Annotated in this window: 24 protein-coding genes; 14 read left to right on the top strand and 10 right to left on the bottom strand. The window is 62.6% G+C overall.

The features are described from left to right. Positions 1-4 precede the first annotated feature (4 nt). On the bottom strand, positions 5-1,294 hold the full coding sequence (locus ABX74_RS25665; protein WP_003946022.1) for an ABC transporter substrate-binding protein: 1,290 nt from the start codon (positions 1,292-1,294) through the stop codon (positions 5-7). A 170-nt stretch (positions 1,295-1,464) separates the two neighbouring features. Next, positions 1,465-2,538: an ABC transporter ATP-binding protein gene (locus ABX74_RS25660; RefSeq protein ID WP_003946073.1), complete on the bottom strand. Its 1,074-nt coding sequence runs from the start codon at positions 2,536-2,538 to the stop codon at positions 1,465-1,467. Positions 2,539-2,652: 114 nt separating this feature from the next. Here ABX74_RS25660 and ABX74_RS25655 point away from each other — a divergent pair, with 114 nt between their 5' ends. From ABX74_RS25655 to ABX74_RS25645, 3 genes are read left to right on the top strand one after another with little or no spacing between them, the layout of a single operon-like run. Further along, entirely contained in the window at positions 2,653-3,477 is an 825-nt protein-coding gene (locus ABX74_RS25655) for a DUF2786 domain-containing protein (protein ID WP_024487897.1), read from the top strand. Then, complete coding sequence (locus ABX74_RS25650; protein WP_047889992.1) at positions 3,474-3,971, top strand: TIGR04338 family metallohydrolase; 498 nt, start codon at positions 3,474-3,476, stop codon at positions 3,969-3,971. Before ABX74_RS25655 ends, ABX74_RS25650 begins: the two co-directional genes overlap by 4 nt. A 58-nt stretch (positions 3,972-4,029) precedes the next feature. Beyond that, the gene (locus tag ABX74_RS25645) at positions 4,030-4,398 is read left to right on the top strand and encodes a helix-turn-helix domain-containing protein (RefSeq protein ID WP_003946041.1); all 369 of its coding nucleotides are present in this window, start codon (positions 4,030-4,032) and stop codon (positions 4,396-4,398) included. Here ABX74_RS25645 and ABX74_RS25640 read toward each other — a convergent pair whose 3' ends face one another. Further along, positions 4,399-4,971, bottom strand: a complete 573-nt coding sequence (locus tag ABX74_RS25640) for an ATP-dependent Clp protease proteolytic subunit (protein ID WP_047889991.1) — start codon at positions 4,969-4,971, stop codon at positions 4,399-4,401. Positions 4,972-4,990: 19 nt separating this feature from the next. Continuing rightward, positions 4,991-5,599 carry a ClpP family protease gene (locus ABX74_RS25635; protein ID WP_020909763.1) on the bottom strand — a complete coding sequence of 203 codons (609 nt, stop codon included), beginning with the start codon at positions 5,597-5,599 and terminating at the stop codon, positions 4,991-4,993. 287 nt (positions 5,600-5,886) lie between these two features. On the opposite strand from ABX74_RS25635, the gene ABX74_RS25630 reads away from it, so the two are divergent. Then, positions 5,887-6,681: an LLM class F420-dependent oxidoreductase gene (locus ABX74_RS25630; protein ID WP_020971420.1), complete on the top strand. Its 795-nt coding sequence runs from the start codon at positions 5,887-5,889 to the stop codon at positions 6,679-6,681. Here ABX74_RS25630 and ABX74_RS25625 read toward each other — a convergent pair. From ABX74_RS25625 to ABX74_RS25615, 3 genes are read right to left on the bottom strand one after another with little or no spacing between them, the layout of a single operon-like run. Continuing rightward, positions 6,603-7,832, bottom strand: coding sequence for a CaiB/BaiF CoA transferase family protein (locus ABX74_RS25625; RefSeq protein ID WP_047889990.1), 1,230 nt, complete (start codon positions 7,830-7,832; stop codon positions 6,603-6,605). The genes ABX74_RS25630 and ABX74_RS25625 overlap by 79 nt on opposite strands. After that, on the bottom strand, positions 7,829-9,544 hold the full coding sequence (locus tag ABX74_RS25620) for an acyl-CoA dehydrogenase family protein (protein ID WP_047889989.1): 1,716 nt from the start codon (positions 9,542-9,544) through the stop codon (positions 7,829-7,831). Before ABX74_RS25620 ends, ABX74_RS25625 begins: the two co-directional genes overlap by 4 nt. After that, positions 9,544-10,914: an MFS transporter gene (locus tag ABX74_RS25615; protein WP_047889988.1), complete on the bottom strand. Its 1,371-nt coding sequence runs from the start codon at positions 10,912-10,914 to the stop codon at positions 9,544-9,546. The genes ABX74_RS25620 and ABX74_RS25615 overlap by 1 nt, the downstream gene beginning before the upstream one ends. 146 nt (positions 10,915-11,060) lie before the next feature. Between ABX74_RS25615 and ABX74_RS25610 the strand changes: the two genes are divergently transcribed. Then, on the top strand, positions 11,061-11,939 hold the full coding sequence (locus ABX74_RS25610; RefSeq protein WP_047890001.1) for a LysR family transcriptional regulator: 879 nt from the start codon (positions 11,061-11,063) through the stop codon (positions 11,937-11,939). Here ABX74_RS25610 and ABX74_RS25605 read toward each other — a convergent pair. From ABX74_RS25605 to ABX74_RS25595, 3 genes are read right to left on the bottom strand one after another with little or no spacing between them, the layout of a single operon-like run. Next, the gene (locus tag ABX74_RS25605; protein WP_047889987.1) at positions 11,936-13,627 is read right to left on the bottom strand and encodes an acyl-CoA dehydrogenase family protein; all 1,692 of its coding nucleotides are present in this window, start codon (positions 13,625-13,627) and stop codon (positions 11,936-11,938) included. The two genes, ABX74_RS25610 and ABX74_RS25605, sit on opposite strands and share 4 nt — an antisense overlap. A 10-nt stretch (positions 13,628-13,637) precedes the next feature. Then, the gene (locus tag ABX74_RS25600; protein WP_047889986.1) at positions 13,638-15,143 is read right to left on the bottom strand and encodes a class I adenylate-forming enzyme family protein; all 1,506 of its coding nucleotides are present in this window, start codon (positions 15,141-15,143) and stop codon (positions 13,638-13,640) included. Positions 15,144-15,179: 36 nt separating this feature from the next. Beyond that, a complete protein-coding gene (locus ABX74_RS25595) occupies positions 15,180-15,815 on the bottom strand; it encodes a TetR/AcrR family transcriptional regulator C-terminal domain-containing protein (RefSeq protein WP_047889985.1) in 636 nt (211 codons plus the stop codon). A gap of 175 nt (positions 15,816-15,990) precedes the next feature. Between ABX74_RS25595 and ABX74_RS25590 the strand changes: the two genes are divergently transcribed. From ABX74_RS25590 to ABX74_RS25550, 9 genes are all read left to right on the top strand, one after another. Beyond that, the gene (locus tag ABX74_RS25590; protein WP_020909771.1) at positions 15,991-16,971 is read left to right on the top strand and encodes a helix-turn-helix domain-containing protein; all 981 of its coding nucleotides are present in this window, start codon (positions 15,991-15,993) and stop codon (positions 16,969-16,971) included. 204 nt (positions 16,972-17,175) lie between these two features. Then, positions 17,176-18,237: a phenylacetaldoxime dehydratase family protein gene (locus ABX74_RS25585; RefSeq protein ID WP_047889984.1), complete on the top strand. Its 1,062-nt coding sequence runs from the start codon at positions 17,176-17,178 to the stop codon at positions 18,235-18,237. A gap of 115 nt (positions 18,238-18,352) precedes the next feature. Next, entirely contained in the window at positions 18,353-18,721 is a 369-nt protein-coding gene (locus ABX74_RS25580) for an ArsR/SmtB family transcription factor (RefSeq protein WP_020909773.1), read from the top strand. A gap of 45 nt (positions 18,722-18,766) precedes the next feature. Further along, positions 18,767-20,173, top strand: a complete 1,407-nt coding sequence (locus ABX74_RS25575; RefSeq protein ID WP_047889983.1) for a substrate-binding protein — start codon at positions 18,767-18,769, stop codon at positions 20,171-20,173. A 114-nt stretch (positions 20,174-20,287) separates the two neighbouring features. Beyond that, positions 20,288-21,853 carry an amidase gene (locus tag ABX74_RS25570; RefSeq protein WP_020909776.1) on the top strand — a complete coding sequence of 522 codons (1,566 nt, stop codon included), beginning with the start codon at positions 20,288-20,290 and terminating at the stop codon, positions 21,851-21,853. 73 nt (positions 21,854-21,926) lie between these two features. Next, a complete protein-coding gene (gene nthA / locus ABX74_RS25565) occupies positions 21,927-22,550 on the top strand; it encodes a nitrile hydratase subunit alpha (protein ID WP_003946052.1) in 624 nt (207 codons plus the stop codon). Between the two features lie 26 nt (positions 22,551-22,576). Next, positions 22,577-23,215 carry a nitrile hydratase subunit beta gene (gene nthB / locus ABX74_RS25560; RefSeq protein WP_020909777.1) on the top strand — a complete coding sequence of 213 codons (639 nt, stop codon included), beginning with the start codon at positions 22,577-22,579 and terminating at the stop codon, positions 23,213-23,215. Positions 23,216-23,253: 38 nt separating this feature from the next. Beyond that, positions 23,254-24,453 carry a GTP-binding protein gene (locus tag ABX74_RS25555; RefSeq protein WP_020909778.1) on the top strand — a complete coding sequence of 400 codons (1,200 nt, stop codon included), beginning with the start codon at positions 23,254-23,256 and terminating at the stop codon, positions 24,451-24,453. Positions 24,454-24,484: 31 nt separating this feature from the next. Then, entirely contained in the window at positions 24,485-25,399 is a 915-nt protein-coding gene (locus ABX74_RS25550; protein ID WP_020909779.1) for an SMP-30/gluconolactonase/LRE family protein, read from the top strand. Positions 25,400-25,495 lie beyond the last annotated feature (96 nt).

Here is a 25,495-nt window from a genome sequence, read left to right as displayed (position 1 = left end):
TAGATCAGTTACCGGCGGTTTCGATGCCGGCCTTGGTGTCCGCCAAAGCCTGCTCGACGGTCTTCTCGCCGCGAATAGCAGCGTAGGTGTTGTCGGAGATCGACTTCGACACCTGCGTGTAGTACGGCGTGACGGGGCGCGGCTGAGCGGTAGCGAGTGCTTCCTTCAGGGTCGCGAAGTACGGGAACTGGGCGAGCACTGCCGGGTCGTCGTAGACAGCCGAGAGGACGGGTGCGCCGCCGACCTCGGTGAAGTACGTCTGCGACTTCTTGGTCTGCATGAACTCGAGGAAGTCACGAGCCGTTGCCGGCGCGTCGGAGTACGCGCTGATGCCGACGTTGTAGCCGCCGACGGTCGAAGCGCCCGGTCCGTCGACACCCGGAAGAACGGTGTAGCCGTACTTGCCGGCAACCGAGGTCTTCTCACCGTCGACCGAGAAGCCGGACCACGTGCGCATGAAGAGTGCCTTGCCGTCACCGAACGCGGTCTGCGACTCGCCCTCGGAGTAGGTCAGTGCTTCCTGCGGGATGGTGTTGTCGGCGAAGTTGTCGACGATCGACTGAACGCCTGCCTTCGTCTTGTCGTCGATGGCCGGGGTGAGTCCGTCCGGGCCGACCCACGGGCCGTCGAAAGCGTTGGTGATCTCGGTGGTGTTGACCGTCAGGCCCTCGTAGTTCTTGAACTGACCGATGTAGCAGGAGATGCCGGCTTCGACAGCCTTCGGGCAGTTTTCCTTGAGCTCGGCCCACGTGGTGGGAGCCTTCTCGACGAGGTCCTTGCGGTAGTACAGGAACGCGGCGTTGGTGTTCTTCGGCGCTGCGTAGAGCTTGCCGTTGTAGGTGCCCGAAGCGACGGTCGACGGCAGGAGGCCGGACTCGTCGATCGCGAGGTCACCCTCGAGCGGCAGCAGCCAGCCGTTTGCGGCGAACTGAGCGGTGTTGACGACGTCGACGCCGATGAGGTCGTACTCGTCGCTCTTGGCCTGCATGCGCTGGGTGATGTCGTCGACCTGCGCGTTGGCTTCCTTGGCCAGCGGCTTGAGCGTGACCTTCTCGTCCGGATGCTCCGCATTCCAGTCGGTGATGATGTTTTCGAGCGCCTCGTTCAGGGCATCCTGCCCCTCGACGATCGTGATGGGTCCGCGGCCTTCGCTCGAGGACGATCCCCCGGATGCGGCCGTGGTGCTGGTTCCGCTGTCCTTGTCCGAATCGGACGAGCAGCCTGCCAGTACCAGCATGGACGCTGCCGTGGCTGCAATTGCAGCGCGGCGCATCGCCTTCGAGTTCAGAACCATGGATTCGCTCCCCGTATGTGTATGACAAATAGACGGTCACCGAGAGCCGGCTCACGGCATGCGCCATGGGTGCCGGCTCCCGGCATCGGCCCCTACTGTGGCACGAGACACCCCTACTTGTGGGTATTACGCCGAACCTGAATCGGTCATGTGTCGTTTGACAGGTCCGCCTAACCCAGGCGACGCCCGTCGGTGGTGGCAAAAATGTGCACCTTCTCAGGGTCGACGCGCAGGTTGACTCGCTCGCCCTTCTGCGGCGGGTTGCGCCAGTCACCACGCGAAACGATCTGCTGCAACCGTCCGCCGATCGTGGTGCGTCCGTAGACGTAGGCGTCGGAACCGAGTTCCTCGACGACGTCGACCTCCATCGGCAGGCCTTCGGCGGCGATCTCGAGGTGCTCGGGGCGAATACCCAGAACAACCTCGGTTTCGACGACACCGTTCATCGTCTCGCGCGGAACCGGAACGATCCCGTCACCGAATGCGACGCCGCCGTCGACGACGGGGAGGGTGAACAGGTTCATCGCGGGTGAACCCATGAAGCCGGCGACGAAGACGTTCTTCGGCTTGTTGTAGAGCTCGCGCGGCGAGGCGCACTGCTGCAGGATTCCCTTTTCGAGGACTGCGACGCGGTCACCCATCGTCATGGCCTCGACCTGGTCGTGGGTCACGTAGACCATCGTCGTCGCGAGGCGTCGTTGCAGCTGAGCGATCTGCGTGCGTGTCTGAACACGGAGTTTCGCGTCGAGGTTCGAGAGGGGCTCGTCCATGAGGAAGACCTGCGGCTGGCGGACGATGGCGCGGCCCATCGCCACTCGCTGACGCTGACCACCGGACAGCGCCTTGGGCTTGCGGTCGAGGTACGGCTCGAGATCGAGCATCTTCGCGACCTCTTCGACGCGGGCGCGGATCTCCGTCTTGTTGGTTCCGGCGAGCTTGAGCGCAAAACCCATGTTCTCGGCCACCGACATGTGCGGGTACAGCGCGTAGTTCTGGAAGACCATCGCGATGTCGCGCTCTTTCGGTTCCTGACCGGTGACGTCGCGGTCGCCGATGAGGATGCGCCCGCTGTGGACGTCTTCGAGCCCGGCGAGCATGCGCAGGGTGGTCGACTTTCCGCAGCCGGATGGTCCGACGAGGACGAGGAACTCGCCGTCCTCGATCTCGAGGTCGAGCTTGTCCACTGCCGGGGTGTTCGATCCGGGGAACAGGCAGGTGGTGCTCTCGAAAGTCACTGAAGCCATGACGGGGTTGATCCCTTCTACCGGCAGGAACGTGCCGGACGATCCAAGTTGAGGGTGAGCGTGTGCGCTAGCAGCATAAACGTCCGTGTCGGCGCGCGAGCGTAGTCTTTCACGGTGAGTTCGGAGAAGATGCTGACCCGCATCGGTGCGCTGCTTCGCCAAGCGGAGTCCACCGACAATCCACACGAAGGTGAAGCCTTCATGGCCGCCGCGCAGCGGTTGGCCACCGGTTCCGCGATCGACCTGGCGGTCGCGCGGGCGCACACCGCGTCCTCGGAAAAACGTGCCACACCCACTCAGCGGCTCATCACCATCGGCGAACCGGGCAAGCGCGGGCTGCGAACGTACGCCCAGTTGTTCATCGCGATCGCCGCTGCCAACGACGTACAGTGCGACATCGCGCAGACGTCGGCCGTCATCTACGCCTACGGCTTCGCCGGTGACATCGACGTGTGCGAAGCGCTGTACTCGAGCCTGCTCTTCCAGATGGTCCGTGACTCCGACGCGTACGTGCGCTCCGGGGCGTACCGCGGCGAAACATCCGTGCGGACCGTCGTCGAAACTCGTGGACGACGACGCGTCAACACGCAGGTCCGCAAGCCGGTGGCCGGAGTGACGGCGCGCCTGAACTTCCAGATGGCGTACGCGTCCCGCATCGGCGCTCGGTTGGCCGAGACGAAGCAGGAGACGGAGAAGGCAGCGATCGCAGAATCTGCCACGTCGTCTTCGGAAACCGCACTCGTGCTGCGCAACAAGGAAATCGAGCTCAAGGACTACTACTCGTCCAACTCCAAAGCGCGCGGGACGTGGCGGGGTGGTGGCCGCGCGAGTGCCGGGCACTCCTCGCATGCTCGACGAGCGGGTGATCGGGCGGCGCGCTCCGCACGTCTGGGAAACCTGCCGGAGATCGGCGGGGTGCGCGGGCAGCTCGACTCGTGAGGGATACGCAGCGGAGCGCCGTTTACGAGGCAGAGACGTTGGTGCGCACCATGTTCGATCGCGCCGACGAGCGCGGACTTCGGAGCGTCGAGGTCATGGGTTCCACCATCACGTTGCCGGTCGAGCGCAAATTCGGTTCCGTCGAGTCGGTCCAGGCGTACTGCGATCAGCTACTCGGGCTGAACTGGGTACTCGCGACCTGGCCTCGCGCAACCGTTCCGGTGTCCGTACGCTCCCGCGCCGGCAATGCCGCCGCTCACTACTCGAACGACGTCATCGCCGTCCCGGACGACCGTGACGGCCGGTGGGCGCTACGCGAATTCGTTGTCTTGCACGAACTTGCGCACCACCTCGGCGACCCCACTTCCGACGAGGCCTCCCACGGGCCCGAGTTCGTCGACCGCTACACGAGCCTGGTCGGTGAGATCATCGGACCCGAGGCGACCTTCGTTCTTCGAGCGATGTTTCTTGCCGGTGGTGTTCGAACGGACTAGATGTCAGCCCTCGGTGAACCGGGTGGTGTGCGAACCGGTCGGCTGGAATACTCGGCCTATGGATGCGCCGCGCAGACTGGTCCTGGTCAAGGGTGAGTCGGAACTCCCCGATCCGGCTGTCGCCGTGCGCAAACCCCCGCTGATTCGTGAAGCCTACGGACGAGTGCTGCGGGAGGTCAGACGCGATCAGGACCGAACTCTCGACGACGTAGCCGCAAAGGTCGGGATGTCGAAGCAGTACCTCTCCGAGATCGAACGGGGCAAGAAGGAACCGTCGTCGGAAATTCTGCGCGCCATCTGCGAAGCGCTCGGGATGCCGCTCGAGCACCTGCTGTTCCGAGCGGGTAACAGGATCGTTGCGCTCAACTCCCTCACCTTCGGACATTCTCCCGCCCCGATCTCCGGTCCCGTCCTGATGGCAGCCTGATCAGTTCCCTTCGATGAGGGTGTCAGCCAGTCCGTAGGAGATAGCGTCGTCGGCAGTGAAGATCCTGTCGCGATCGGTGTCCTTACGGAGCCGCTCGACGCTCTGACCGGTGTGCTTACTCAGAATCGCCTCGGTCTGCTCCCGGATTCTCAGGATCTCGGCTGCTTGAAGCGCGAGGTCCGAGATGGTGCCGCTACCTTGCGTCGACGGTTGGTGCAGCAGCACCCGCGAATGGGCAAGAACATGCCGATGGCCCGGAGTACCTGCGGCCAGAAGCACTGCAGCAGCCGAAGCCGCTTGACCCATGCAGTACGTCGAAATCGTCGGTTTCAAGAACTGCATGGTGTCGTAGATCGCGAGCATCGCCGTGGTGGAACCGCCGGGAGAGTTGATGTACAAACCGATTTCGCGATCCGGGTTGTCGGCCTGCAGATGCAGCATCTGAGCCATCACGACATTGGCGACGCCGTCGTCGATCTCTGTGCCGAGAAAGACGATGCGTTCGTTGAGCAGCCTGCTGAAGATGTCGAAAGATCGCTCACCCGTTGGTGTTCGCTCGATGACACTGGGAATCGTTTACTGGGACATGACGTCACAATCCGATCTTGGGGAAGGTGGCTTGCGGTGCGATCTCGGCGAAGGACGTCACGACGCGGTCGACGATTCCGTACTCGCGCGCCTGCTCGGCGGTGAACCAGCGATCCCGATCGCTGTCGGTCTCGATCTCTTCGACGGTCCGGCCCGTTTCGGCGGCGAGGATTTCCTGCGATTGACGCTTCATCAGCTCGAGGCTCTCGGCCTGGATCGCAATGTCCACCGCAGTGCCACCGATACCCGCCGAAGGTTGGTGCATCATGATGCGGCTGTGCGCCAGGCTGATTCGCTTGCCGTGGGTGCCGGAGCAGAGAAGCACCTGGCCCATGCTGGCGGCGAAGCCCATCGCGACCGTCACGACGTCGTTGGGGATGAGCTTCATAGTGTCGTAGATGGCCAGGCCGGCAAACACCGATCCGCCGGGTGAATTGATGTAAAGCACGATGTCGCGCTTGGGGTCGGTGGTGGCGAGGAGCACCAGTTCCGAACACACCCGTTCGGCCATGGCGTCGTTGACCTCGCCGGTGAGCAGAATCGTTCGCTGTCGGAAGAGCCTGTCTGTCAACAGGTCACGGTAGCCGGTATCGGTGGGCGCTTCAGTAGTCATGAATCCATTCCTACCGGCGCGGCAGTGCCGCGGCCCCGCCTGTCTGCTGTGGGCAGACCACCCCTGTTTTTGCCTGCCCCCTGTTTTTGCCTGCCCCCTGTTTCTGCCCGCCCCCCTGTTTGAGCGAACGGCATGTTCAGTCGATCTAAGGCGCCGAAAGTACCGTTCGCTCGAAAAGGGGTGGGTACAAGTGCGGGCAAACCCGTCACCGACGGCGGCGGTAGCGGTACCGCGCACACCCGGCCATGATGGGAGAAGACAACCATTCCTCTCGTCAGGAGCGTGGCATGACTCGTCCGGTACGCATCGGTGTTCAACTCCAACCCCAGCACGCACCCGATTACGGGTTGATACGCGACGCCGTCTTGCGGTCCGAGGACGCCGGGGTGGACATCGTCTTCAACTGGGACCACTTCTACCCGTTGACCGGCGATCCCGACGGCGCCCACTTCGAATGCTGGACCATGCTCGGCGCCTGGGCCGAGCAGACCGAACGCGTCGAAATCGGCGCCCTGGTCACCGGTGGTGGCTACCGCAATCCGGATCTGCTCGCCGACATGGCGCGAACCGTCGACCACATCAGCGGCGGACGCCTGATCCTCGGCATCGGTGCCGGCTGGTTCGAGAAGGACTACGACCAGTTCGGATACGACTTCGGCACTCCCGGTTCACGGCTGAAACTGCTGGGCGAATACCTCCCCCGCATCACGGGCCGCCTGGCGAAGGGCAACCCGCCGCCGACGCGCAACATCCCGGTCCTCATCGGCGGTGGCGGCGAGAAGAAGACCCTGCGCTTGGTCGCCGAGTACGCCGACGTCTGGCACAGCTTCGGTGACCGCGAGACACACCTGCGCAAGTCAGGCATCCTCTCCGACCATTGCGCCGACGTAGGCCGGAACCCGCTGGAAGTAGAGCACTCGGTTCCGTGGCCTGGGCTCGAGAATGCTGCTGACCTGGTCGCCGACGGTGTCTCGCTCTTCACCGTCGGCGTCAGCGGACCGGACTACGACCTCACGACGCTTGCCGAGGCCATCGCTTGGCGCGACGACAACACACCGCCTGCGTTGAGCGGGCTGGCCTGAGCGGTACCAAGGACTTCGTCGTTGTCGGCGCCGAGAACGGGCGGCGCCGACGTCAGACGTGGCCTCTGGCCGGAGAAGTTGACCGGAAAGGCCACTTGCTTCAACGGTCCGAGCGTCGGATGGTCGACGGTTCCGACCATTCCGAGCGCGGCGGTGTGGGGATCGGAGTAGATCTCGTCGAGATGCCGGATCGGTGAGACCGGTACGGCGCGTTCGGCGAGAAGAGTGCACCAGTGTTCGACGGTTTCCGATGTGAAGGCGCTGGTGAGTTCTCGTTCCAGACTCTCGCGGTTCTCCACCCTGTCGCGGTTGTGGACGAAACGCGGATCGGTGACCAGTTCACTCCTTCCGATGGCCTCGCACAGCGACGCCCACATCCCGTCGTTGCCAACAGCGATGACGAAGTACCCGTCGCTGGCAGGAAATGCTTGATACGGAGCAAGATTCGGATGACCGGAGCCCAACGCAGTCGGGCGCTCACCGGTGGCGAAGTAACTGGTCGCCCAGTTCACGTGCATCGCGAGTTGGCACTCGTACAGCGACGTGGTCACGTACTGTCCGCGCCCGGTCCGGCCTCGCTCGACCAATGCAGCCAGGACACCGACCAGTCCGAAAAGCGCTGCGCCCAAGTCTCCCAACGCAAACCCGGATTTCATCGGAGCACCACCCGGTTCACCGGTGAGCGACATGAGCCCACCCGCGGCCTGCGCGATCATGTCGTACCCCGGTTCGTCGCGCAGCGGTCCTTCTTCACCGAAGGCAGAGATGTGCAGGGTGATCAGATGCGGGTATAGCTCGGACAGCGCCTGGTAGTCGAAGATCTTCTGTAATCCGCTGCCCGGCTTGAAGTTCTCGACGACTACATCGGTCTCTTCGAGCATGCGGTGGATGATCTCCTGTCCTTCGGTGGACTTGAGGTCGATCGTGACCGACTTCTTACCGCGGTTGATCGCGAGATAGTAGGCGGCATCTACCCCGACGAAGGGAGGCCCCCACGAACGCGTGGGGTCGCCGCCTTCAGGGTGTTCGATCTTGGTGACGTCGGCACCGAGATCGGCAAGCGACATGGTTGCGTACGGCCCGGCAAGGATCTTCGACAGATCTAGAACACGGACGCCGGCGAGGGGTGTGGGGCCTGTTGGCGAGTTCACCGATGACCACCTGCTACAGAGAGGAACTCGGCTACGACGTCACGTGCATCATCCAGCTCGACGTCACCGCCGTCGGTGATCACGTCGAGATTGCCGAGCGCAGCCGACGGCACCTTCCCGGCAAGACCGGCCAGGTAGGAATTCGCCACCAGCAGTGACCGGTACCCATTACCGTGTCGGATGCCGTGATCCGCAAGATCGAAAAGCAGGGTCGCCATGACGGCACGGGCCAACTCGTCGGCATACTTTGCGCTGGCGGCCTGGGCGGCATCGTCAGATCCGGAGATCAGACGATCTCCTTCCTCTACCAGTTCCTCCCAGCGCCGCAACAGAACTCCGGCCCCGGCTTCGCAATCCGGTCCGACGGTGGACAGGATGTCCGTCATCGCTCCCGCGACCGTGCGGTGCGAGTTGAACTTGCGTAGGCACCGAAGTACGTCCAGCGCAATGACATTGCTCGAGCCCTCCCAGATCGAGCCCAAGTGAGCATCCCGCACTAGTCGCGCGTTGGCCCATTCCTCGATGTAGCCGTTTCCTCCGCGCACCTCCATGGCCTCGCCGGTGACCACCCGCGCGCGTTTGCAGACAAAGTGTTTGGCGATCGGCGTCAGCACCCTGATCAGTGCGCGCGCCTGTTCGTCGCCGCCGTCTGCTGCCTGAAGACACTGTGCGCTGTACGCCACCAAGGCCAGCGAGGCCTCGGCATCGAGAGCAAGGGGAAGAAGCGTCGCCCGCATCAGCGGCTGGTCGAAGAGCTTCTTACCGAACACGACTCGGCTCTTCGAATGTTCGACGGCTTCGCGGACTGCTCGGCGCATGAGAGCGCTCGAACGCATCGCATTGGAGAGGCGAGACGTGTTGACCATCTCCGCCATCTGGCGGAACCCTCGATCGAGTTCACCGACCTGGAGTGCGTGCGCGCGGTTCAGCGTCACCTCGCCGCTCGGCATCGAACGCGTACCCAGCTTGTCCTTGAGACGATCGATCGTGAGGTTGTTGCGCTCGCCGGATCCCAAGGTCTTGGGCACCATGAACATTCCGACTCCACGCGTCGAACCATCCTGTCCGCCCGGGAATCTTGCGAGGGTGATGATCACATCGGCATCCGGGTTGGAGGCGAACCACTTCTTGCCCGTCAGAACCCATCCGTCACCGTCGCGCTCGGCGCGTGTTTCGGTGCAGGCGATGTCGGTGCCTGCCTGAATCTCGGTCATGAACATCGCACCCGTCTTCGCCTGCTCGGGGTCCGTCGACGTCAACGCGTCGATCCAGGGCGAGAACACGGCCGGATCACCGAACATACGCAGGGTCCGCGCAGCAGCATCTGTCATCGACACCGGGCAGGCCAGCCCGAACTCGGCCTGCACGAAGATGTACGACGCGAGGTACTTCGCGAGTGGCGGATGCACGGAGTCCCATCCGTGCAACCCTTTTCGGTGCGACATGGCGGACAGGCCGTACTCGTTGTACGCCGCCCGGCACAGTTCCAGGTAGGCCGGGTGATAGGAAATCCGGTCGACGCGGTCACCGGCCTTGTCGAATTGCTGCAGCACCGGCGGGTTCTTGTCTGCGATGTCGGCAAGCTCGGACAAACGGCCGGCGGCATCTCGGCCCAGTCGGTCGAGCAATCCGTTCAACGTCTCTCGGTCCGCCCCGGCGGTCCATCTGTCCACTACCGCTGCCAGAGCGGGGTCGGTGTGTGCAAAGTTCATCAGTGGTCAACGCCTTTCAGGGTGGAAACATCGGTCATGTTCGAGGAGCTCGTCGACTCCAGCCCTTGCGCGTGCAGCGCACTCCTGCGCAACAGTGCCGTCATACAGACAAGGGAGAGAACGACATACACGAGCCCAAGAGCGACGACCGGCCAGATCGAGTTGGTTCGCGTCAGCAGATACTGGCTGACCATCGGGGCCGTTCCGGCAAATACGGCTGTCGACAATTGGTACGACAGAGAGATGCCGGTATACCGAACATTGGTGGGGAAAACCTGCGCCAGGATGCCGGCCAACGCGGCGTAATACATTGCGTGAGGCGCCGTCGCGAGGACCATACCCAGAATCGCCAAGGGCACGGAGCCCGTCTGAACCAGCACGAACATCAGTGGTAGGAGCACGATCTCCGGAAGCAGCATCCAACGGACCGCTTTCGACGGATCGATCCGCGTGGCCAGCACAGCACCGAAAGGCTGTACGAGCGCCTGGGCTACCAGTGCCACGGTGATCACGAGGAGGAAGTCACTGCGCTCGAAGCCGAGATCCGTTGTCGCCCAGGAGAGCGCAAAGGTTGTCTTGACGTACGTGATGGCAACACCGGCAACCACAGCGCCGACGCCGAGAGCAAGTTCGACGGGATGCGAACGCAACACTTCGACCAGCGGCATCCGTGTACGTTCCTGTGCCGCAACAGCCTTCTTCATCTCGGGTGTCTCGGAGATGTGCAGTCGGATGTAGAGAGCGACGATCACCAAAGCTGCGGATCCGAGGAACGGCAGACGCCAACCCCACGACTCGAACACGGAATCCGACATCAACGTCAGGCCGAGGAAGGCCAGCGTCGCGAGCAGGTTGCCGACCGGTGAACCCTGCTGCGCAAACGCACCGTAGAGCACCTTTTTCTTCGGGGGAGCGAACTCGGTGGCGATCAATACGGCGCCACCCCATTCGCCGCCCATGGCAATGCCCTGGAGAACACGCAGTGCCACAAGCAGTATCGGTGCCCAGATCCCGATCTGGGAGTACGTAGGGAGGAGGCCGACACCGACAGTTCCCAACCCCATGAGCGCGAGGGTGATGATCACGGCGTTCTTGCGACCGAACTTGTCTCCGAAATGACCGAACACCACTCCGCCGACCGGACGAGCCACGAATCCCACGGCAAAAGTCGCGAAGGCGGCGAGTGTTCCCACCGCCGGCGACGCATCCGGGAAGAACAGCGGGCCGAGCACCAAGGCGGATGCGGTTCCGTAGATGTAGAAGTCGAACCACTCGATAGTCGTTCCGACAAACGCCGTGATTCCGGCCTTGCGCGCCTGTTTGGTGTTGTATTCAGGCGGATTGGTGTCTTGACCTGGGTGTTGATCCACGGTTCTCCCTGATTCTCGCGTCGGGCATCACCAAGGGATGCAATGTGAGGCGTGAATCACTATCGTCCGAAATCCATGTAGAGTCCAAGACTTAGTTCGACTCATTTATGTGAGAGAACCACATAATGAAACCCGGGAGGAGCGACATGGAATTGCGTCAGCTGCGCGCGTTTCTCGCAGTCGCCGACGAACTTCATTTCGGCCGGGCCGCCGAGCGACTCCACATCGGGCAGTCCCCGCTCAGCCAGACCATTCGGGCGCTCGAGCGCGAACTCGGCACCGACCTGTTTATCCGGACCACCAGATCAGTGCAATTGACCGCAGCCGGCGAAGCCTTGGTCACGCCCGCACGAATCATCGAAGCGCAGATCGCCGTCGTACGAGATATCGCATCAGCGGCGTCAACCGGGGAAACAGGCCGTGTCACGGTGGGTTTCGGCGGAACGGGCGGCTACACGGTGCTGTCGGCCCTCACACGATCGCTGGCCGACTCCCATCCGGGAATCGAACTGGACCTACGGCCGCAGATGTACTCGGGTGAGGTGCTCGACGCTCTCCGACGCGGAACACTCGACATGGGCATAGTCGGCCTGCCCATTCCGCGCGGATTCGAGACTCACACTGTGCGCGAGGAAACCTTGATGGTCGCGGTTCCGGCCAGGCATCACCTCAGTGCCCGGGACTCGGTGTCACCGGAAGACCTGGCAACCGAGCGATTCGTGATGTATCCCGCCGAGCACGGCTCGGTGGTGCGCGATGCGACGTTGTCCGTCTGCGCCACAGCAGGTTTCACGCCCACCGTCGCGCACGAAGCCCCCGATCCGTACAGCCTGTTGGCCATGGTCGGAGCGGGGGTCGGGATCGCCGTCGTCGTGGAGTCGACGGCGCATCTGTCCATGGACGGGGTCGTGTACCTGCCGATCGCCGGGGCCACGCCCACGCTGAAAATCGCGATGGCATGGCGGCCCAACAATCCGACGCCGGCAGTACACACCGTCACCAGGGTACTGAGGGAGCAGCCTTAGGCTCTCGCGAGAATTCCGGCGAAATCTGTTCCCAAAGGCAGAGTTCCGTACTCATGACCACGGTCGGCGCCGAGGCGAGCGGCAATGAACGCATCGGACGAAGCGGCCGGGGAGTGGCGCACCATGAGCGAAGCCTGCAGCGCCAACGCCATTGCCTCGACGACGGTCCGAGCGCGGAACTGGGCGTCGGCGGGTGCCATCGTGGCGAGCTCACCGAGTTGGCGTCGTACCCGATCGAGGTGATGATCGAGGACCGGGTTGTTGCCGCGAGCGAGGTTGACCTCGTGGTCGAAGGCGGCAACGGAATCGGGTTCACGGGTCATAGCGCGCAGGACATCGAGCGCGATGACGTTGCCCGACCCCTCCCACACGGCCATGACGGGCTGCTCACGGTAGCGACGGGCAAGCGGGAAGTCCTCGGTGTAGCCGTTGCCGCCCAGGCACTCGAGTGCCTCGTAGGAGTGGTGCGGGCCGCGCTTGCAGATCCAGTACTTCGCAACAGCCGTCGCGAGTCGGCGGAACGCCTTTTCCTGCTCGTCCGCGTCCTCGTCCTGCGCGCGAGCCAATCGCAGTGCGGTGATGGTGGCGGCTTCGGATTCGAGAGCCAGATCGGCAAGCACCGAGGTCATCGCCGGCTGATCTGCCAGGACGGCACCGAAAGCGCTGCGGTGCCGTGCATGCCACACCGCTTCGGCGACCGACTGACGCATACCTGCCGTGCTGCCGAGGATGCAGTCGAGTCGCGTCTGGGACACCATTTCGATGATGGTCCGCACGCCACGACCCGGTTCGCCGATCATGGTGCCGACGGTGCCGTCGAGTTCGATCTCGGACGACGCGTTGGACTTGTTGCCCAGCTTGTTCTTCAGACGCTGGATACGGAAGACGTTGCGTGTGCCGTCAGGCAGGATGCGGGGGAGAAGGAAGCAGGAAAGTCCCTCGCCGGCAGCGCCTTCGGCCTGAGCGAGAACCAGGAAGGCGTCGGACATCGGCGCGGAGCAGAACCACTTGTGTCCGGTGAGCAGGTAGTCCGCACCCGGGCCGCCACGTCCGGCCGGCTTGGCGATGGTCGTGTTGGCTCGCACGTCGGAGCCGCCCTGCTTTTCCGTCATTGACATTCCGAATATCGCGGATGCCTTTCCGGGAGCATCCAACTCGGGGGTGTAACTCCGAGAAAGGGCTCGCGGCGTCCAGAGAGCGGCCACGTCCGGTTGCAGCTCGAGCGAGGGGATCACGGCGTGCGTCATGGAGATCGGGCACGCGTGGCCCGGTTCGACCTGGGAGAACAGCATGAATGCCGCGGCCCGAGCCACGTTGGCACCCGGCTTGGGGTCAGCCCAGGCAGAGGTGTGCGCACCGTGCGCTACGGCAGCAGAGATGATCCGGTGATACGACGGATGGTATTCGACCTCGTCGATGCGGTTTCCCCAGCGATCGAAGGTCTTCAATTCGGGGATCACCGTGTTGGCCAGCTCGGCGTCGTGCTGGAATCCAGCACTGCCAACCAGTTCACCAATATCGGTGAGTTCGCTTGTGGCCCAATCGGCGTCGTGGCGCGCGACGCCTTCGGCCAGGACCGTATCGAGCTGGAACTCGTTGACGTCCGTGCGCGGTACCGACTGGTTGAGCACTGCATGGGTGCGATGCGGAGCCGGGTGGGTGACGGTCTTCTCGGAAATATCAGTCATGACAGGCCTTTCAGCTCGCTGCGCGGATGAGGTGCTTCTGGATCTTGCCGGTCGGTGTACGCGGAAGTATGGTCGCGAACACCACTTCACGCGGAATCTTGTAGCGCGCCAACTTGTCCGAGAGGTAGTCCTTGATGTCGTCGGCGCTGATGACATCCGGTTCACGCCAGACGACGTGTGCGACGACGGTCTCGCCCCATTCTTCGTTGGGTTTTCCGACAACGGCGACGTCGACGACGTCCGGGTGGCCGGAGATCACGTCCTCGACCTCCTTGGAGTAGACGTTCTCACCGCCCGTGATGATCATGTCCTTCGCGCGGTCGACGATGAAGAGGTAACCGTCCGCATCCTTGCGCGCCAGATCGCCGGTGCGATACCAACCTCCGTCGGCAAAAGCAGCCTTCGTGGCAGTGGGGTCGTCGAGGTAACCCTGCATGACGGTGTCGGCACGCAGCCAGATCTCACCGATCTGATCGGGCTCCGCGTCGGTGCCGTCATCGGCAACCAGGCGCAGGTCGACGCCGGCCAGCGCGACGCGGCCGATCGAGCCCGCCTTGCTCAACTGCTCCTCGGGGTACAGCACAGTGCCCACCGGCCCGGTCTCGGTCATGCCGTAGACCTGCCGGAATTCGGTGGTGCCGTACGACTCCACCAGTCGCCGAGCGACATCCGCGCCGATCGGTCCGCCGCCGTACAACCACGCACGAACGCTTCCGAGGTTGTAGTCGGCAAAGTTCGGCACGAGGTTGAGTGCAGTGGTGTAGATGACCGGCGGGCCGAAGCAGAGGGTAATACGTTGTTCCTGAACAGTTTCCAGGAATTTGACGGGATGGTACTCGCGCAGCAGCACGACGGTTCCGCCCATGTAGAGCGTGGACATGAACCAGTTGTTGAGCGGGGAAGCGTGCCAGATCGGGACGGCCATGAGCAGGCGCTCGTCCCGAGTCGTCGACACGGCGAGGGCCGCGGTGACGGCAACACCGACGACGTTACGGTGGCTGTGGACGCAGCCCTTGGGTGAGCCGGTAGTCCCCGAGGTGTAGAGGATTTCAGCCGGATCGTTCTCGTCGATGTCGATACCGTCAACGCCCTCCTGGCGGGTGATGGCGTCGTCGAAGAAGTCGAAACCGTCTGCGACAGAGTCCGTGCTGATCAGCTTGGCCGTTGTCTCCAGTCGACCGACAACCGGCGCCAACTCACCGTCGAAGACGCACACCGACACCTTCGCGTGTCCCAGCACGTAGGCAACTTCCGGAGTCTGCATCTTGTGGTTGATGGGGACCACGACGGCGCCCAAGCGCCAGGCACCGAGCATCGCGTACACGAATCCCGGACTGTTGTAACACATCAGCGCGACGCGGTCGCCCGGCTGCACGCCCAGCGACTGCAAATAGCCTGCGGCGCGTCGACTTCCGTCCTGAACCTGGGAGTACGTGTGATCGTGACCGTCGAATATCAGGAAGGGTTTGTCCGGGGTCTTGGTGACGTTGCTGTCGAATACGCGAACGATGTTCATCGAAGTCCTTGTCGGAGAATCACGCTCGAAGAGAGTTCATTCCATCGAGCTGTTGAGTACGGCGTCGGGTATCTGGAGAGTGGCGAAGATGACGGCGACCGCCTCCTCGAGGGAGTAACCGAAGCTCTCGCCGGCGGCAGTTTTCTGAATGACGAGGCCGAAGATCGCAGACCAGAAGGCCTTGGATTCGACGTCGATGCCCGCGCGCAGCTGCCAGCCGGTGCGGATCAAGGTACGGAGGAGGGCTGTTTCACCCGAGGAATGCAGAGTGCGAAGCGTCTCGGAGATCAGATCGCGGAGTTCACCACGGCGACCCGTCATCATCATCGCTTCCACGAACAGTTCGACACTGGGAGCGCCCGAGCCGAGGAGTGATCCGACCAGCTTCTCGGTGTAGTCGCCCACGGTGTCGGCGTCGGCGGCATCGACCTCGGCACGCTTGCCTGCGCGCAGAACGGCTGCGCACGCCACCTCGACGAAGAGCTTCTCTTTTGAGCCGTAGTAGTAGGTCACCTGGTTTGGATGGGCGCCGGCGGCGGTGCAGATCTGCGCGATGGACACGCTGTCGCCATGTTCGAGGAAGAGCTCGGTTGCAGCGTTGAACAGTGCCATGCGCGTCTGCTTGCCCGACTCACGCGTCGCGCGCGCTGCGGGAACTGACTCGGTGACCATCACGAACTCCTACTTGTTTGTATGACAAACAATAACTCGGCGTTGTTTGTATGGCAAACAATTTCTCCCGACGTGATGACATGTCGACTCCTATCGACATGTCCGATGTGCGGGATTACTCTCTGAACATCGAGCACCCGAGAACTTCGGCTTTTCTGCGAGGAGGCGCCCTGCAATGCTCGCGCGATCCGGCTTCTCCCTGCCCACACGCACGACTCTCACGGGCGACTGGGCAGATTTGTTGCGTGAGCATTTTGTCGCGCTCGACGTATCCGATATCGAAGACGGCGATGGATTCAGCGGGGCCGTGCACTCGGCCCAACTCGCACACGTTCGGGTGTCCGCAGTTCAATCGATGGAACAACGAATAGTCCGTAGCAGCAGCCTGATCAAGAGCGACGGTGCGGACTATCTGCAAATCGGGATGATCCGCCGCGGTAGCGCGGTAGTGCGGCAAGACGACCGCGAATGCGTCCTGCGACGTGGCGACTACGTCCTGTACGACACCACGCGCCCCTTCGATTGGCAGATCGAGGGACACGCACACGACGGCATCTGGGGACTCGAGGTGTTCACTTGGCCACGGTCATACCTGTCACTCAGCGACGCGGAGGTCACGAGCTTGACCGCCATTGCCTTCGACGGACACGCGGGCCTGAGTGGCCTGCTGGGTCGCTTTCTTCACGATCTTGCCTCCGTCCGCATGACGTCCGACGCGAGCGGAGACGAGGAGGAAGTCGTCAACGAGATCGGCAGCCTGGTCAAGTCGGTTCTTCACGCAACCGCGCGTCCGATCGTCTCCCGGCGAACTGGCCTGTACGAATCCGCTCTGTCGGCCATAGACGCCCGCCTCGCTGACCCGGCCCTGTCACCGGTGGACATCGCGGGATCAGTCAAAGTCTCCATTCGCCAGTTGCACCGAGCCTTCGCCGAACACGGCACAACGGTGTCGCGTTCGATTCGCAGCCGTCGACTCGACGGTTGCCGTCGTGAGATCGTGCAACGCCACGGCGTAGAGCGGTCGCTGACCCAGATTTCTCACCGCTGGGGATTCACCGACCTGGCCGCCTTCAGTCGCGCATTCAAGGCGGAGTTCGGGATCAGCCCGCGGCAATACCGGTCGCAAGCAGTGGCCCCCACAAGCACTGCCCGCTGATCTGTAACATCCTCGGACACTTACCCATTCAACATGATGTTCAAAACGTTCTGTCGCCGACGCCTATCCACAATTCTCGGCGCGGTAGGCCAAGTATCGGGCGCTGACGGCCAAGTTTGCTCGGCCTCGCGGGCGTAGATTTTCGGCACGGCGTTGCCAAGTGCCAGGCACCCGATCCGACCACCTACATCACAGGGAGCACTCATGGAATCTGCAATCGGTGAACATCTTCAATGCCCGCGCACGCTGACCAGGCGCGTTCCGGATACCTATTCGCCACCATTTCCCATGTGGGTCGGGCGTGCGGACGACACATTGCACCAGGTCGTGATGGGCTATCTCGGCGTGCAGTTCCGCGGCGAGGATCAGCGCTCGGCAGCACTGCAGTCAATGCGGGATATCGTCGCCGGCTTCGACTTGCCGGACGGACCGGCACACCACGATCTCACTCACCATGTCGACAACCAGGGCTACGAGAATCTGATCGTGGTCGGGTACTGGAAAGATGTTTCTTCCCAACATCGTTGGAGCACATCAGCTCCGGTGGCCTCCTGGTGGGAGTCCGAGGACCGCTTGTCCGACGGATTGGGGTTCTTCCGGGAGATCGTGGCACCGAGAGCCGAACAATTCGAGACGCTCTACGCGTTCCAGGACGATCTCCCCGGAGTGGGAGCCGTCATGGACGGTGTCAGCGGCGAGATCAACGAGCATGGCTACTGGGGTTCGATGCGCGAGCGCTTTCCGATCTCTCAGACCGACTGGATGCAGGCCTCGGGCGAACTACGGGTCGTCGCCGGTGACCCCGCCGCAGGTGGACGCGTAGTAGTGCGGGGACACGACAATATCGCACTGATCAGATCCGGGCAGGACTGGGCCGACGCGGAAGCAGACGAGCGCAGCCTCTACCTCGACGAAATCCTGCCCACTCTTCAATCGGGCATGGACTTCCTCCGCGACAACGGCCCGGCCGTCGGGTGCTACAGCAACCGTTTCGTACGCAATATCGACATCGACGGAAACTTCCTCGACCTGAGCTACAACATCGGTCACTGGGCCTCACTCGACCAACTCGAGCGGTGGTCGGAATCCCACCCGACCCATCTGCGGATCTTCACGACGTTCTTCCGGGTGGCCGAGGGCCTGTCGAAATTACGTCTCTACCATGAGGTCTCGGTATTCGATGCCGCCGATCAGCTGTACGAGTACATCAACTGCCATCCCGGGACCGGGATGCTGCGCGACGCGGTGGCCATCGCCGCGCACTGACCGAAGCCGCCGGAAATCTTCGGCCACGTTCTTTCCCTCGGAGGCAACTCGAGATATGTTGACGAGTGTCGACATATCTCAGTAGAGGCCATCGAGGAAGCGCGGACAGCACACAGTGACTACTCAAAGAAACGAAGAGTTGGCGTTTGCTGTGCTGGCCGACCAGGTGCGCCGACAGATTCTCGACACTCTGGCTACCCACGGCGAATGCAACGCAGGCTTCATCAGCGATCAAATTTCGACGGTCGGTCGCACCACGGTATCCACACATCTCAAGGCGCTGCGGCTGTCCGGAGTTATCGTCGAACGCCGTCAAGGACGTCATCGCTTGTTTTCGATCGATCCGTCTGGGCCCGCCAACGATGCACTCCAGTTCCTGCGCGACGTCCTCGGGCGAGCGCTGGAAGCAGGTTCGAACGCCTCCGAGTTGCCGACCACGGCGACTGAGGATTCCGACGCGGCTTCGGTGCGTCGCCGGGCTTGAGGCCCTGTTTGAGCCCCAGCATCTATTTCAGGCAGGAAGTAGAACGTGCCAGGTCTCTCCGTAACGGCACAGATCGTGACGACGGACCCACCAGGGTCAGCCTTCGAGCGCTTCGAAACGGGGCAACTGCTCGAACTCGAATGTGAGCAACTGACGGTCGGGGCCGCCGTCGCCATCTCCCTTCCCGTCGGCGACGGCGCACGCGCAGATGTAGCCGGAATGCCGATCACTCTGTTGGGGTACGTCGCCGGCGTGAAGCGGGGCCGCTCGGTCGTGATCGTGCACCACCAACCGTGGCGCGGCCGTCTGACGATCCGGTTCTTTCCCGACGGCACCGGCACCCGACTCGTTCTCGAGTCCAGCCTCGATCAGGACGGCATTTCCTGGCTTGCCAACAAGCGCGGATTCGCTCCACCCGAACCTCCGCGCTCCGACCGACATCGGATCGGACTGCTGGTCAGCAAATCCGGCTCGGCGGCTGTATTCGCCCAGGCCACAGAAACACTCGCTGCCCTGGCGGTGGAAGAGATCAATGCCGACGGCGGTGTCGGCGGCGTTCTCGTCGACTTGGTGATCGGCGATGACGCTTCCGACTCGGCGGCCGGAGCGGCGACCGCACTGCGATTGGTGAAAAGCGGATGTCGCGCCATTTTTGCGTGCGTGACGTCGTCGACCTTCAACGCCGCCGCATCTGCGTTGCAAAACACCGGTGTGTTGTTGGTACACACAGTTCTCAACGAAGGAGGTCGATCGCGTCCGGGGATCCTTCGATTGGGTGAGCGGCCACTCGACCAGACGCGAGCGGGCATACCCGCAATGATGTCCGATACCGGTTCTCGCACTTGGTTCCTGGTCGGTCAGCAGTATTCGTGGTCGTTCGGAGCACATTGGGCGGCTCGGCGTGTGATCGCCGAATCCACAGGTTCGGTGGCCGGCGAAGTCTACGTACCGTTGGGAACAACCGACTTCTCACGGATCATCGAGTCGATAGTCGACTCCGGGGCGGAACTGATTCTTTCCACCCTGGTGGGCCATGACGAGGTCTTCTTCGAACGGCAATGCGCCCAGCACGGACTGCGGGCCACCACGCGGACGTTCGCGCTGGTCCTCGACGAGGCCACTCAGCAGCTCATCGGCAATTCCGATGCCGACGGAGTCTGGGCGGCATTCGGCTACTTTCAATCCGCAGCCGGCGAGCACGACCTCGAAAAGCGATACAGCGCAAGCTCGAACGAACTCCTGCCTCCGCTCAGTTCCCTGTCGGAGACGACGTACGAAGCGATCGTCGCTTACGCACGCGCAGTCGAACGAACGTCGGCGGGCGATCCGGAAACAGTACTTCGGCAGCTTGTCACAACGTCGAAAAGCTCGACGGACACCGGCGTTCCACTGCATCGCCCGATCCTGATCGCTGAATCACGCCATGGGCGTCTGTACCCCCGCTCTCTCTGAGCGCGCGTAACCCGAACTTAACGAGTCAATATGTCGATACCTATTGACGCAATTACTGATCCGGCCCTAGTCTGAAAGACAAGTGAAGCCGATCACATCAGGAGCACACTTCTCATGGCGACAATCCGACCTGACGACAATGCAATAGACACCGCTGCAAGGCATTACGGCATCACTCTCGACCAATCAGCCCGGCTCGAGTGGCCGGCACTGATCGACGGAGCACTGGGCTCCTACGACGTCGTCGACCAGTTGTACGCCGACGAGGCAACCCCGCCGACCACGTCACGCGAGCATGTGGTGCCAACTGCGAACGAAAACCCCTTGAGCGCTTGGTATGTGACCACAAGCATCCCGCCGACGTCGGACGGCGTCCTGACCGGCCGACGCGTGGCGATAAAGGACAACGTGACCGTGGCCGGAGTTCCGATGATGAACGGGTCTCGGACGGTAGAGGGATTCACTCCGTCTCGCGACGCGACTGTGGTCACTCGACTACTGGCGGCCGGTGCAACCGTCGCAGGCAAAGCTGTGTGTGAGGACCTGTGTTTCTCCGGTTCGAGCTTCACACCGGCAAGCGGACCGGTCCGCAATCCATGGGACCCACAGCGTGAAGCAGGTGGATCATCCGGTGGCAGTGCAGCTCTCGTTGCAAACGGGGACGTCGATTTTGCCATCGGCGGGGATCAAGGCGGATCGATCCGGATCCCGGCGGCATTCTGCGGCGTCGTCGGACACAAGCCGACGTTCGGGCTCGTCCCGTATACCGGTGCATTTCCCATCGAGCGGACAATCGACCATCTCGGCCCGATCACACGCACGGTCCACGATGCCGCACTGATGCTCTCGGTCATCGCCGGTCGCGACGGTAACGACCCACGCCAAGCCGACAGCGTCGAAGCAGGTGACTATCTGTCCACCCTCGACTCCGATGTGGATGGTCTGCGAATCGGGATCGTTCGAGAAGGTTTCGGGCACGCGGTCTCACAGCCCGAGGTCGACGACGCAGTTCGCGCAGCGGCACACAGTCTGACCGAAATCGGTTGCACGGTAGAGGAAGTAAACATCCCGTGGCACCTGCATGCTTTCCACATCTGGAACGTGATCGCCACGGACGGTGGTGCCTACCAGATGTTGGACGGCAACGGATACGGCATGAACGCCGAAGGTTTGTACGATCCGGAACTGATGGCACACTTTGCTTCTCGACGCATTCAGCACGCCGACGCTCTGTCCGAAACCGTCAAACTAGTGGCCCTGACCGGCCACCACGGCATCACCACCCTCGGCGGCGCGAGCTACGGCAAAGCCCGGAACCTCGTACCGCTCGCCCGCGCCGCCTACGACACTGCCTTGAGACAATTCGACGTCCTGGTGATGCCCACACTGCCCTACGTCGCATCCGAATTGCCGGCGAAGGACGTGGATCGTGCAACCTTCATCACGAAGGCTCTCGGGATGATCGCCAACACGGCACCATTCGACGTGACCGGACATCCGTCCCTGTCCGTTCCGGCCGGCCTGGTAAACGGGCTTCCGGTCGGAATGATGATCACCGGCAGGACCTTCGACGATGCGACGGTCCTCCGAGTCGGGCGCGCATTCGAAAAGCTTCGCGGCGCGTTTCCGACGCCTGCCGACCACATCTCCGACTCTGCACCACAACTCAGCCTCACCTAGTCCTGTATCCGCACTTGCACAAAAAATTCCACCGATTCACACATGATCAGCCCGCATAGAAAAGGTGAACCAGATGTCAGTAACGATCGACCACACAACGGAGAACGCCGCACCGGCCCAGGCGCCGGTCTCCGATCGCGCGTGGGCCCTGTTCCGCGCACTCGACGGTAAGGGATTGGTACCCGACGGTTACGTCGAGGGATGGAAGAAGACCTTCGAGGAGGACTTCAGTCCAAGGCGCGGAGCGGAATTGGTCGCGCGGGCTTGGACCGACCCCGATTTCCGGCAACTGCTTCTCACCGACGGTACCGCCGCGGTTGCCCAGTACGGATATCTGGGCCCCCAGGGCGAATACATCGTGGCAGTCGAAGACACCCCGACCCTCAAGAACGTGATCGTGTGCTCGCTGTGTTCATGCACCGCGTGGCCCATCCTCGGTCTGCCGCCGACCTGGTACAAGAGTTTCGAATACCGTGCACGCGTGGTCCGCGAGCCACGGAAGGTTCTCTCCGAGATGGGAACCGAGATCGCGTCGGACGTCGAGATCCGCGTCTACGACACCACCGCCGAAACTCGGTACATGGTCCTACCGCAACGTCCCGCAGGCACCGAAGGCTGGAGCCAGGAACAACTGCAGGAAATCGTCACCAAGGACTGCCTGATCGGCGTCGCAGTCCCGCAGGTCCCCACCGTCTGACCACCCCGACAAGAAAGAAGCACACCATGGATGGAGTACACGATCTTGCCGGAGTTCAAGGCTTCGGCAAAGTCCCGCATACCGTCAACGCCGACATCGGCCCCACCTTCCACGCCGAGTGGGAACACCTGCCGTACAGCCTGATGTTCGCCGGTGTCGCCGAACTCGGGGCCTTCAGCGTCGACGAAGTTCGATACGTCGTCGAGCGGATGGAGCCCCGCCACTACATGATGACCCCGTACTACGAGCGGTACGTCATCGGCGTGGCGGCGCTGATGGTCGAAAAGGGAATCCTGACGCAGGAAGAGCTCGAAAGCCTTGCAGGAGGACCGTTCCCACTCTCACGGCCAAGCGAATCCGAAGGCCGACCGGCTCGCATCGACACAACCACCTTCGAGGTCGGTCAGCGAGTACGTGTGCGAGACGAATACGTTCCCGGGCATATTCGAATGCCTGCTTACTGCCGAGGACGGGTGGGGACCATCGCTCACCGGACCACCGAGAGGTGGCCGTTCCCCGACGCAATCGGTCACGGCCGCAACGACGCCGGCGAAGAACCCACCTACCACGTGACGTTCGCTGCGGAGGAATTGTTCGGCAGCGACACCGACGGCGGAAGCGTCGTTGTCGACCTCTTCGAGGGTTACCTCGAGCCTGCGGCCTGATCACAACGATTCACTCATTCGGAAGGACACTGGAAATCATGGTCGACACACGACTTCCGGTCACGGTGCTGTCAGGTTTCCTGGGCGCCGGGAAGACGACGCTACTCAACGAGATCCTGCGCAATCGGGAGGGCCGCCGGGTTGCGGTGATCGTCAACGACATGAGCGAAATCAACATCGACAGTGCAGAAGTCGAGCGTGAGATCTCGCTCAGTCGCTCCGAGGAGAAACTGGTCGAGATGACCAACGGCTGCATCTGCTGCACTCTGCGAGAGGATCTTCTTTCCGAGATAAGCGCCTTGGCCGCCGATGGCCGATTCGACTACCTTCTCATCGAGTCTTCGGGCATCTCCGAACCGCTGCCCGTCGCGGAGACGTTCACCTTCATCGATACCGACGGCCATGCCCTGGCCGACGTCGCCCGACTCGACACCATGGTCACAGTCGTCGACGGCAACAGTTTTCTGCGCGACTACACGGCTGGGGGTCGCGTCGAAGCCGATGCCCCGGAAGATGAACGAGACATCGCGGATCTGCTTGTCGATCAGATCGAATTTGCCGATGTCATCCTGGTGAGCAAGGCCGATCTCGTCTCGCAACAGCACCTGGTCGAATTGACCGCGGTCCTACGATCTTTGAACGCAACTGCTGCGATAGTTCCGATGACTCTCGGCCGTATCCCACTCGACACGATTCTCGATACCGGCTTGTTCTCGCTCGAGAAAGCTGCTCAGGCCCCTGGATGGCTACAAGAACTCCAAGGTGAACGCACCCCCGAAACCGAGGAGTACGGAATCGGTTCGGTGGTGTACCGCGAGCGCGCGCCCTTCCACCCACAACGCCTGCATGATTTCCTGAGCAGCAAGTGGACCAACGGAAAGTTGCTTCGGGCCAAGGGCTACTACTGGAATGCCGGTCGGTTCACCGAGATCGGGAGTATTTCTCAGGCCGGTCATCTCATTCGCCACGGATACGTCGGCCGTTGGTGGAAGTTTCTACCCCGTGACGAGTGGCCGGCCGACGACTACCGTCGCGACGGAATCCTCGACAAGTGGGAAGAACCTGTCGGTGACTGCCGACAAGAACTCGTCTTCATCGGCCAAGCCATCGACCCGTCTCGACTGCACCGAGAACTCGACGCGTGTCTACTCACCACAGCCGAGATCGAACTCGGGCCAGACGTGTGGACCACCTGGAGCGACCCCCTGGGCATCGGATATACCGACCAGACCGTTTGATATTGGGCCGATTTGCCGTAAGTTGTGCGCAATGGGGCTATCACGCAACCGAACTCGGGCGTTGTTGATCGTCGCGGCAATCGCAGCCGGGACCGCTGCCGCGGCGACGCCGGCGGAGGCCACCTGGACAACCGCGCCGATGTGCGGCGATTGGCAGGTCGAGACCGTAGCCCAAGGGTTGGAACAGCTCGAAAACCTCGAGACCGATGACAACGGCGGGTTCTACCTCTCCGGCGAGTCGAAGATCTATCACGTCGACGCCGAAGGACAGGTACGAACCGTCCTCGACGGCATGGCTGCTCCTGGCGGTTTGCAGCTCGACGGTTCGAGGCTGTCCTTCCTCACCAGACAGGACGGCAAGCTGTGGCAACTGGACACCACGACGGATCAGCTGTCCGCACCCGCCGACTTCGCGGGCAACGGCTTGCTCCGACTTCCCGACGGCGATCTGCTGACCACGTGGGTCGGAACGGAGGGCGGCCCGTCGAAGGGCGTGTCGCGCTATCAACATGACTCCCGAACCGTCGTACCCAATTGGGCCGCAGTGCCACGTTCGGAGGGGCTCGCGCTCAGTCCGGATCATCGAGCCGTGTACACCGATGATCTGTTCACAGGTCAGATCATTCGAGTCCCTGTGGATACCCCTGATGCGTGGGCCGTTGTCGCAACCGTCCCGAGCCCGGTACCCGGTCTCGACGATCTGACCGTGTCGCGGGATGGGATGCTCTACGTCGCTGCTCACCTCGAGGGCGCGATCTATCGTGTAGATCCGGAGACCGGGAAGTCCTGCGTCGTCGCTTCGGGTCTGTCGGGTGGGTGGACCGGGCCGAGTTCAGTGCGTATCGGCCGGGACGGCGACGGCTGGGCGCTCTACGTCACCGGCTTCGACGGGACACTGCGCCGCCTGGTACCTCCGGCGGGCGTCGAACTCGCACCCGTTCGGTAACTCCGTTCTCTTCGAGACGGGATTCTCCGACCTGGCGATACTTAAAATCACGCTGATTTGAAGGCATGCCCGCAGCGCAACGGCCGCTTGTCCGGA

The organism is Rhodococcus sp. ARP2 (genome assembly GCF_001029585.1).
GTDB lineage: Bacteria > Actinomycetota > Actinomycetes > Mycobacteriales > Mycobacteriaceae > Rhodococcus_F > Rhodococcus_F erythropolis.
This window is presented reverse-complemented; position numbering and strand designations above follow the sequence as displayed.

Bases quoted from the DNA above. Each gene is read 5' to 3' on its own strand.
- ABX74_RS25665 (WP_003946022.1), bottom strand. From the start codon at position 1,294: ATGGTTCTGAACTCGAAGGCGATGCGCCGCGCTGCAATTGCAGCCACG.
- ABX74_RS25660 (WP_003946073.1), bottom strand. From the start codon at position 2,538: ATGGCTTCAGTGACTTTCGAGAGCACCACCTGCCTGTTCCCCGGATCG.
- ABX74_RS25645 (WP_003946041.1), top strand. From the start codon at position 4,030: ATGGATGCGCCGCGCAGACTGGTCCTGGTCAAGGGTGAGTCGGAACTC.
- ABX74_RS25635 (WP_020909763.1), bottom strand. From the start codon at position 5,599: ATGACTACTGAAGCGCCCACCGATACCGGCTACCGTGACCTGTTGACA.
- ABX74_RS25630 (WP_020971420.1), top strand. From the start codon at position 5,887: ATGACTCGTCCGGTACGCATCGGTGTTCAACTCCAACCCCAGCACGCA.
- ABX74_RS25620 (WP_047889989.1), bottom strand. From the start codon at position 9,544: ATGAACTTTGCACACACCGACCCCGCTCTGGCAGCGGTAGTGGACAGA.
- ABX74_RS25610 (WP_047890001.1), top strand. From the start codon at position 11,061: ATGGAATTGCGTCAGCTGCGCGCGTTTCTCGCAGTCGCCGACGAACTT.
- ABX74_RS25605 (WP_047889987.1), bottom strand. From the start codon at position 13,627: ATGACTGATATTTCCGAGAAGACCGTCACCCACCCGGCTCCGCATCGC.
- ABX74_RS25600 (WP_047889986.1), bottom strand. From the start codon at position 15,143: ATGAACATCGTTCGCGTATTCGACAGCAACGTCACCAAGACCCCGGAC.
- ABX74_RS25595 (WP_047889985.1), bottom strand. From the start codon at position 15,815: ATGGTCACCGAGTCAGTTCCCGCAGCGCGCGCGACGCGTGAGTCGGGC.
- ABX74_RS25590 (WP_020909771.1), top strand. From the start codon at position 15,991: ATGCTCGCGCGATCCGGCTTCTCCCTGCCCACACGCACGACTCTCACG.
- ABX74_RS25585 (WP_047889984.1), top strand. From the start codon at position 17,176: ATGGAATCTGCAATCGGTGAACATCTTCAATGCCCGCGCACGCTGACC.
- ABX74_RS25570 (WP_020909776.1), top strand. From the start codon at position 20,288: ATGGCGACAATCCGACCTGACGACAATGCAATAGACACCGCTGCAAGG.
- nthA (WP_003946052.1), top strand. From the start codon at position 21,927: ATGTCAGTAACGATCGACCACACAACGGAGAACGCCGCACCGGCCCAG.
- nthB (WP_020909777.1), top strand. From the start codon at position 22,577: ATGGATGGAGTACACGATCTTGCCGGAGTTCAAGGCTTCGGCAAAGTC.
- ABX74_RS25555 (WP_020909778.1), top strand. From the start codon at position 23,254: ATGGTCGACACACGACTTCCGGTCACGGTGCTGTCAGGTTTCCTGGGC.
- ABX74_RS25550 (WP_020909779.1), top strand. From the start codon at position 24,485: ATGGGGCTATCACGCAACCGAACTCGGGCGTTGTTGATCGTCGCGGCA.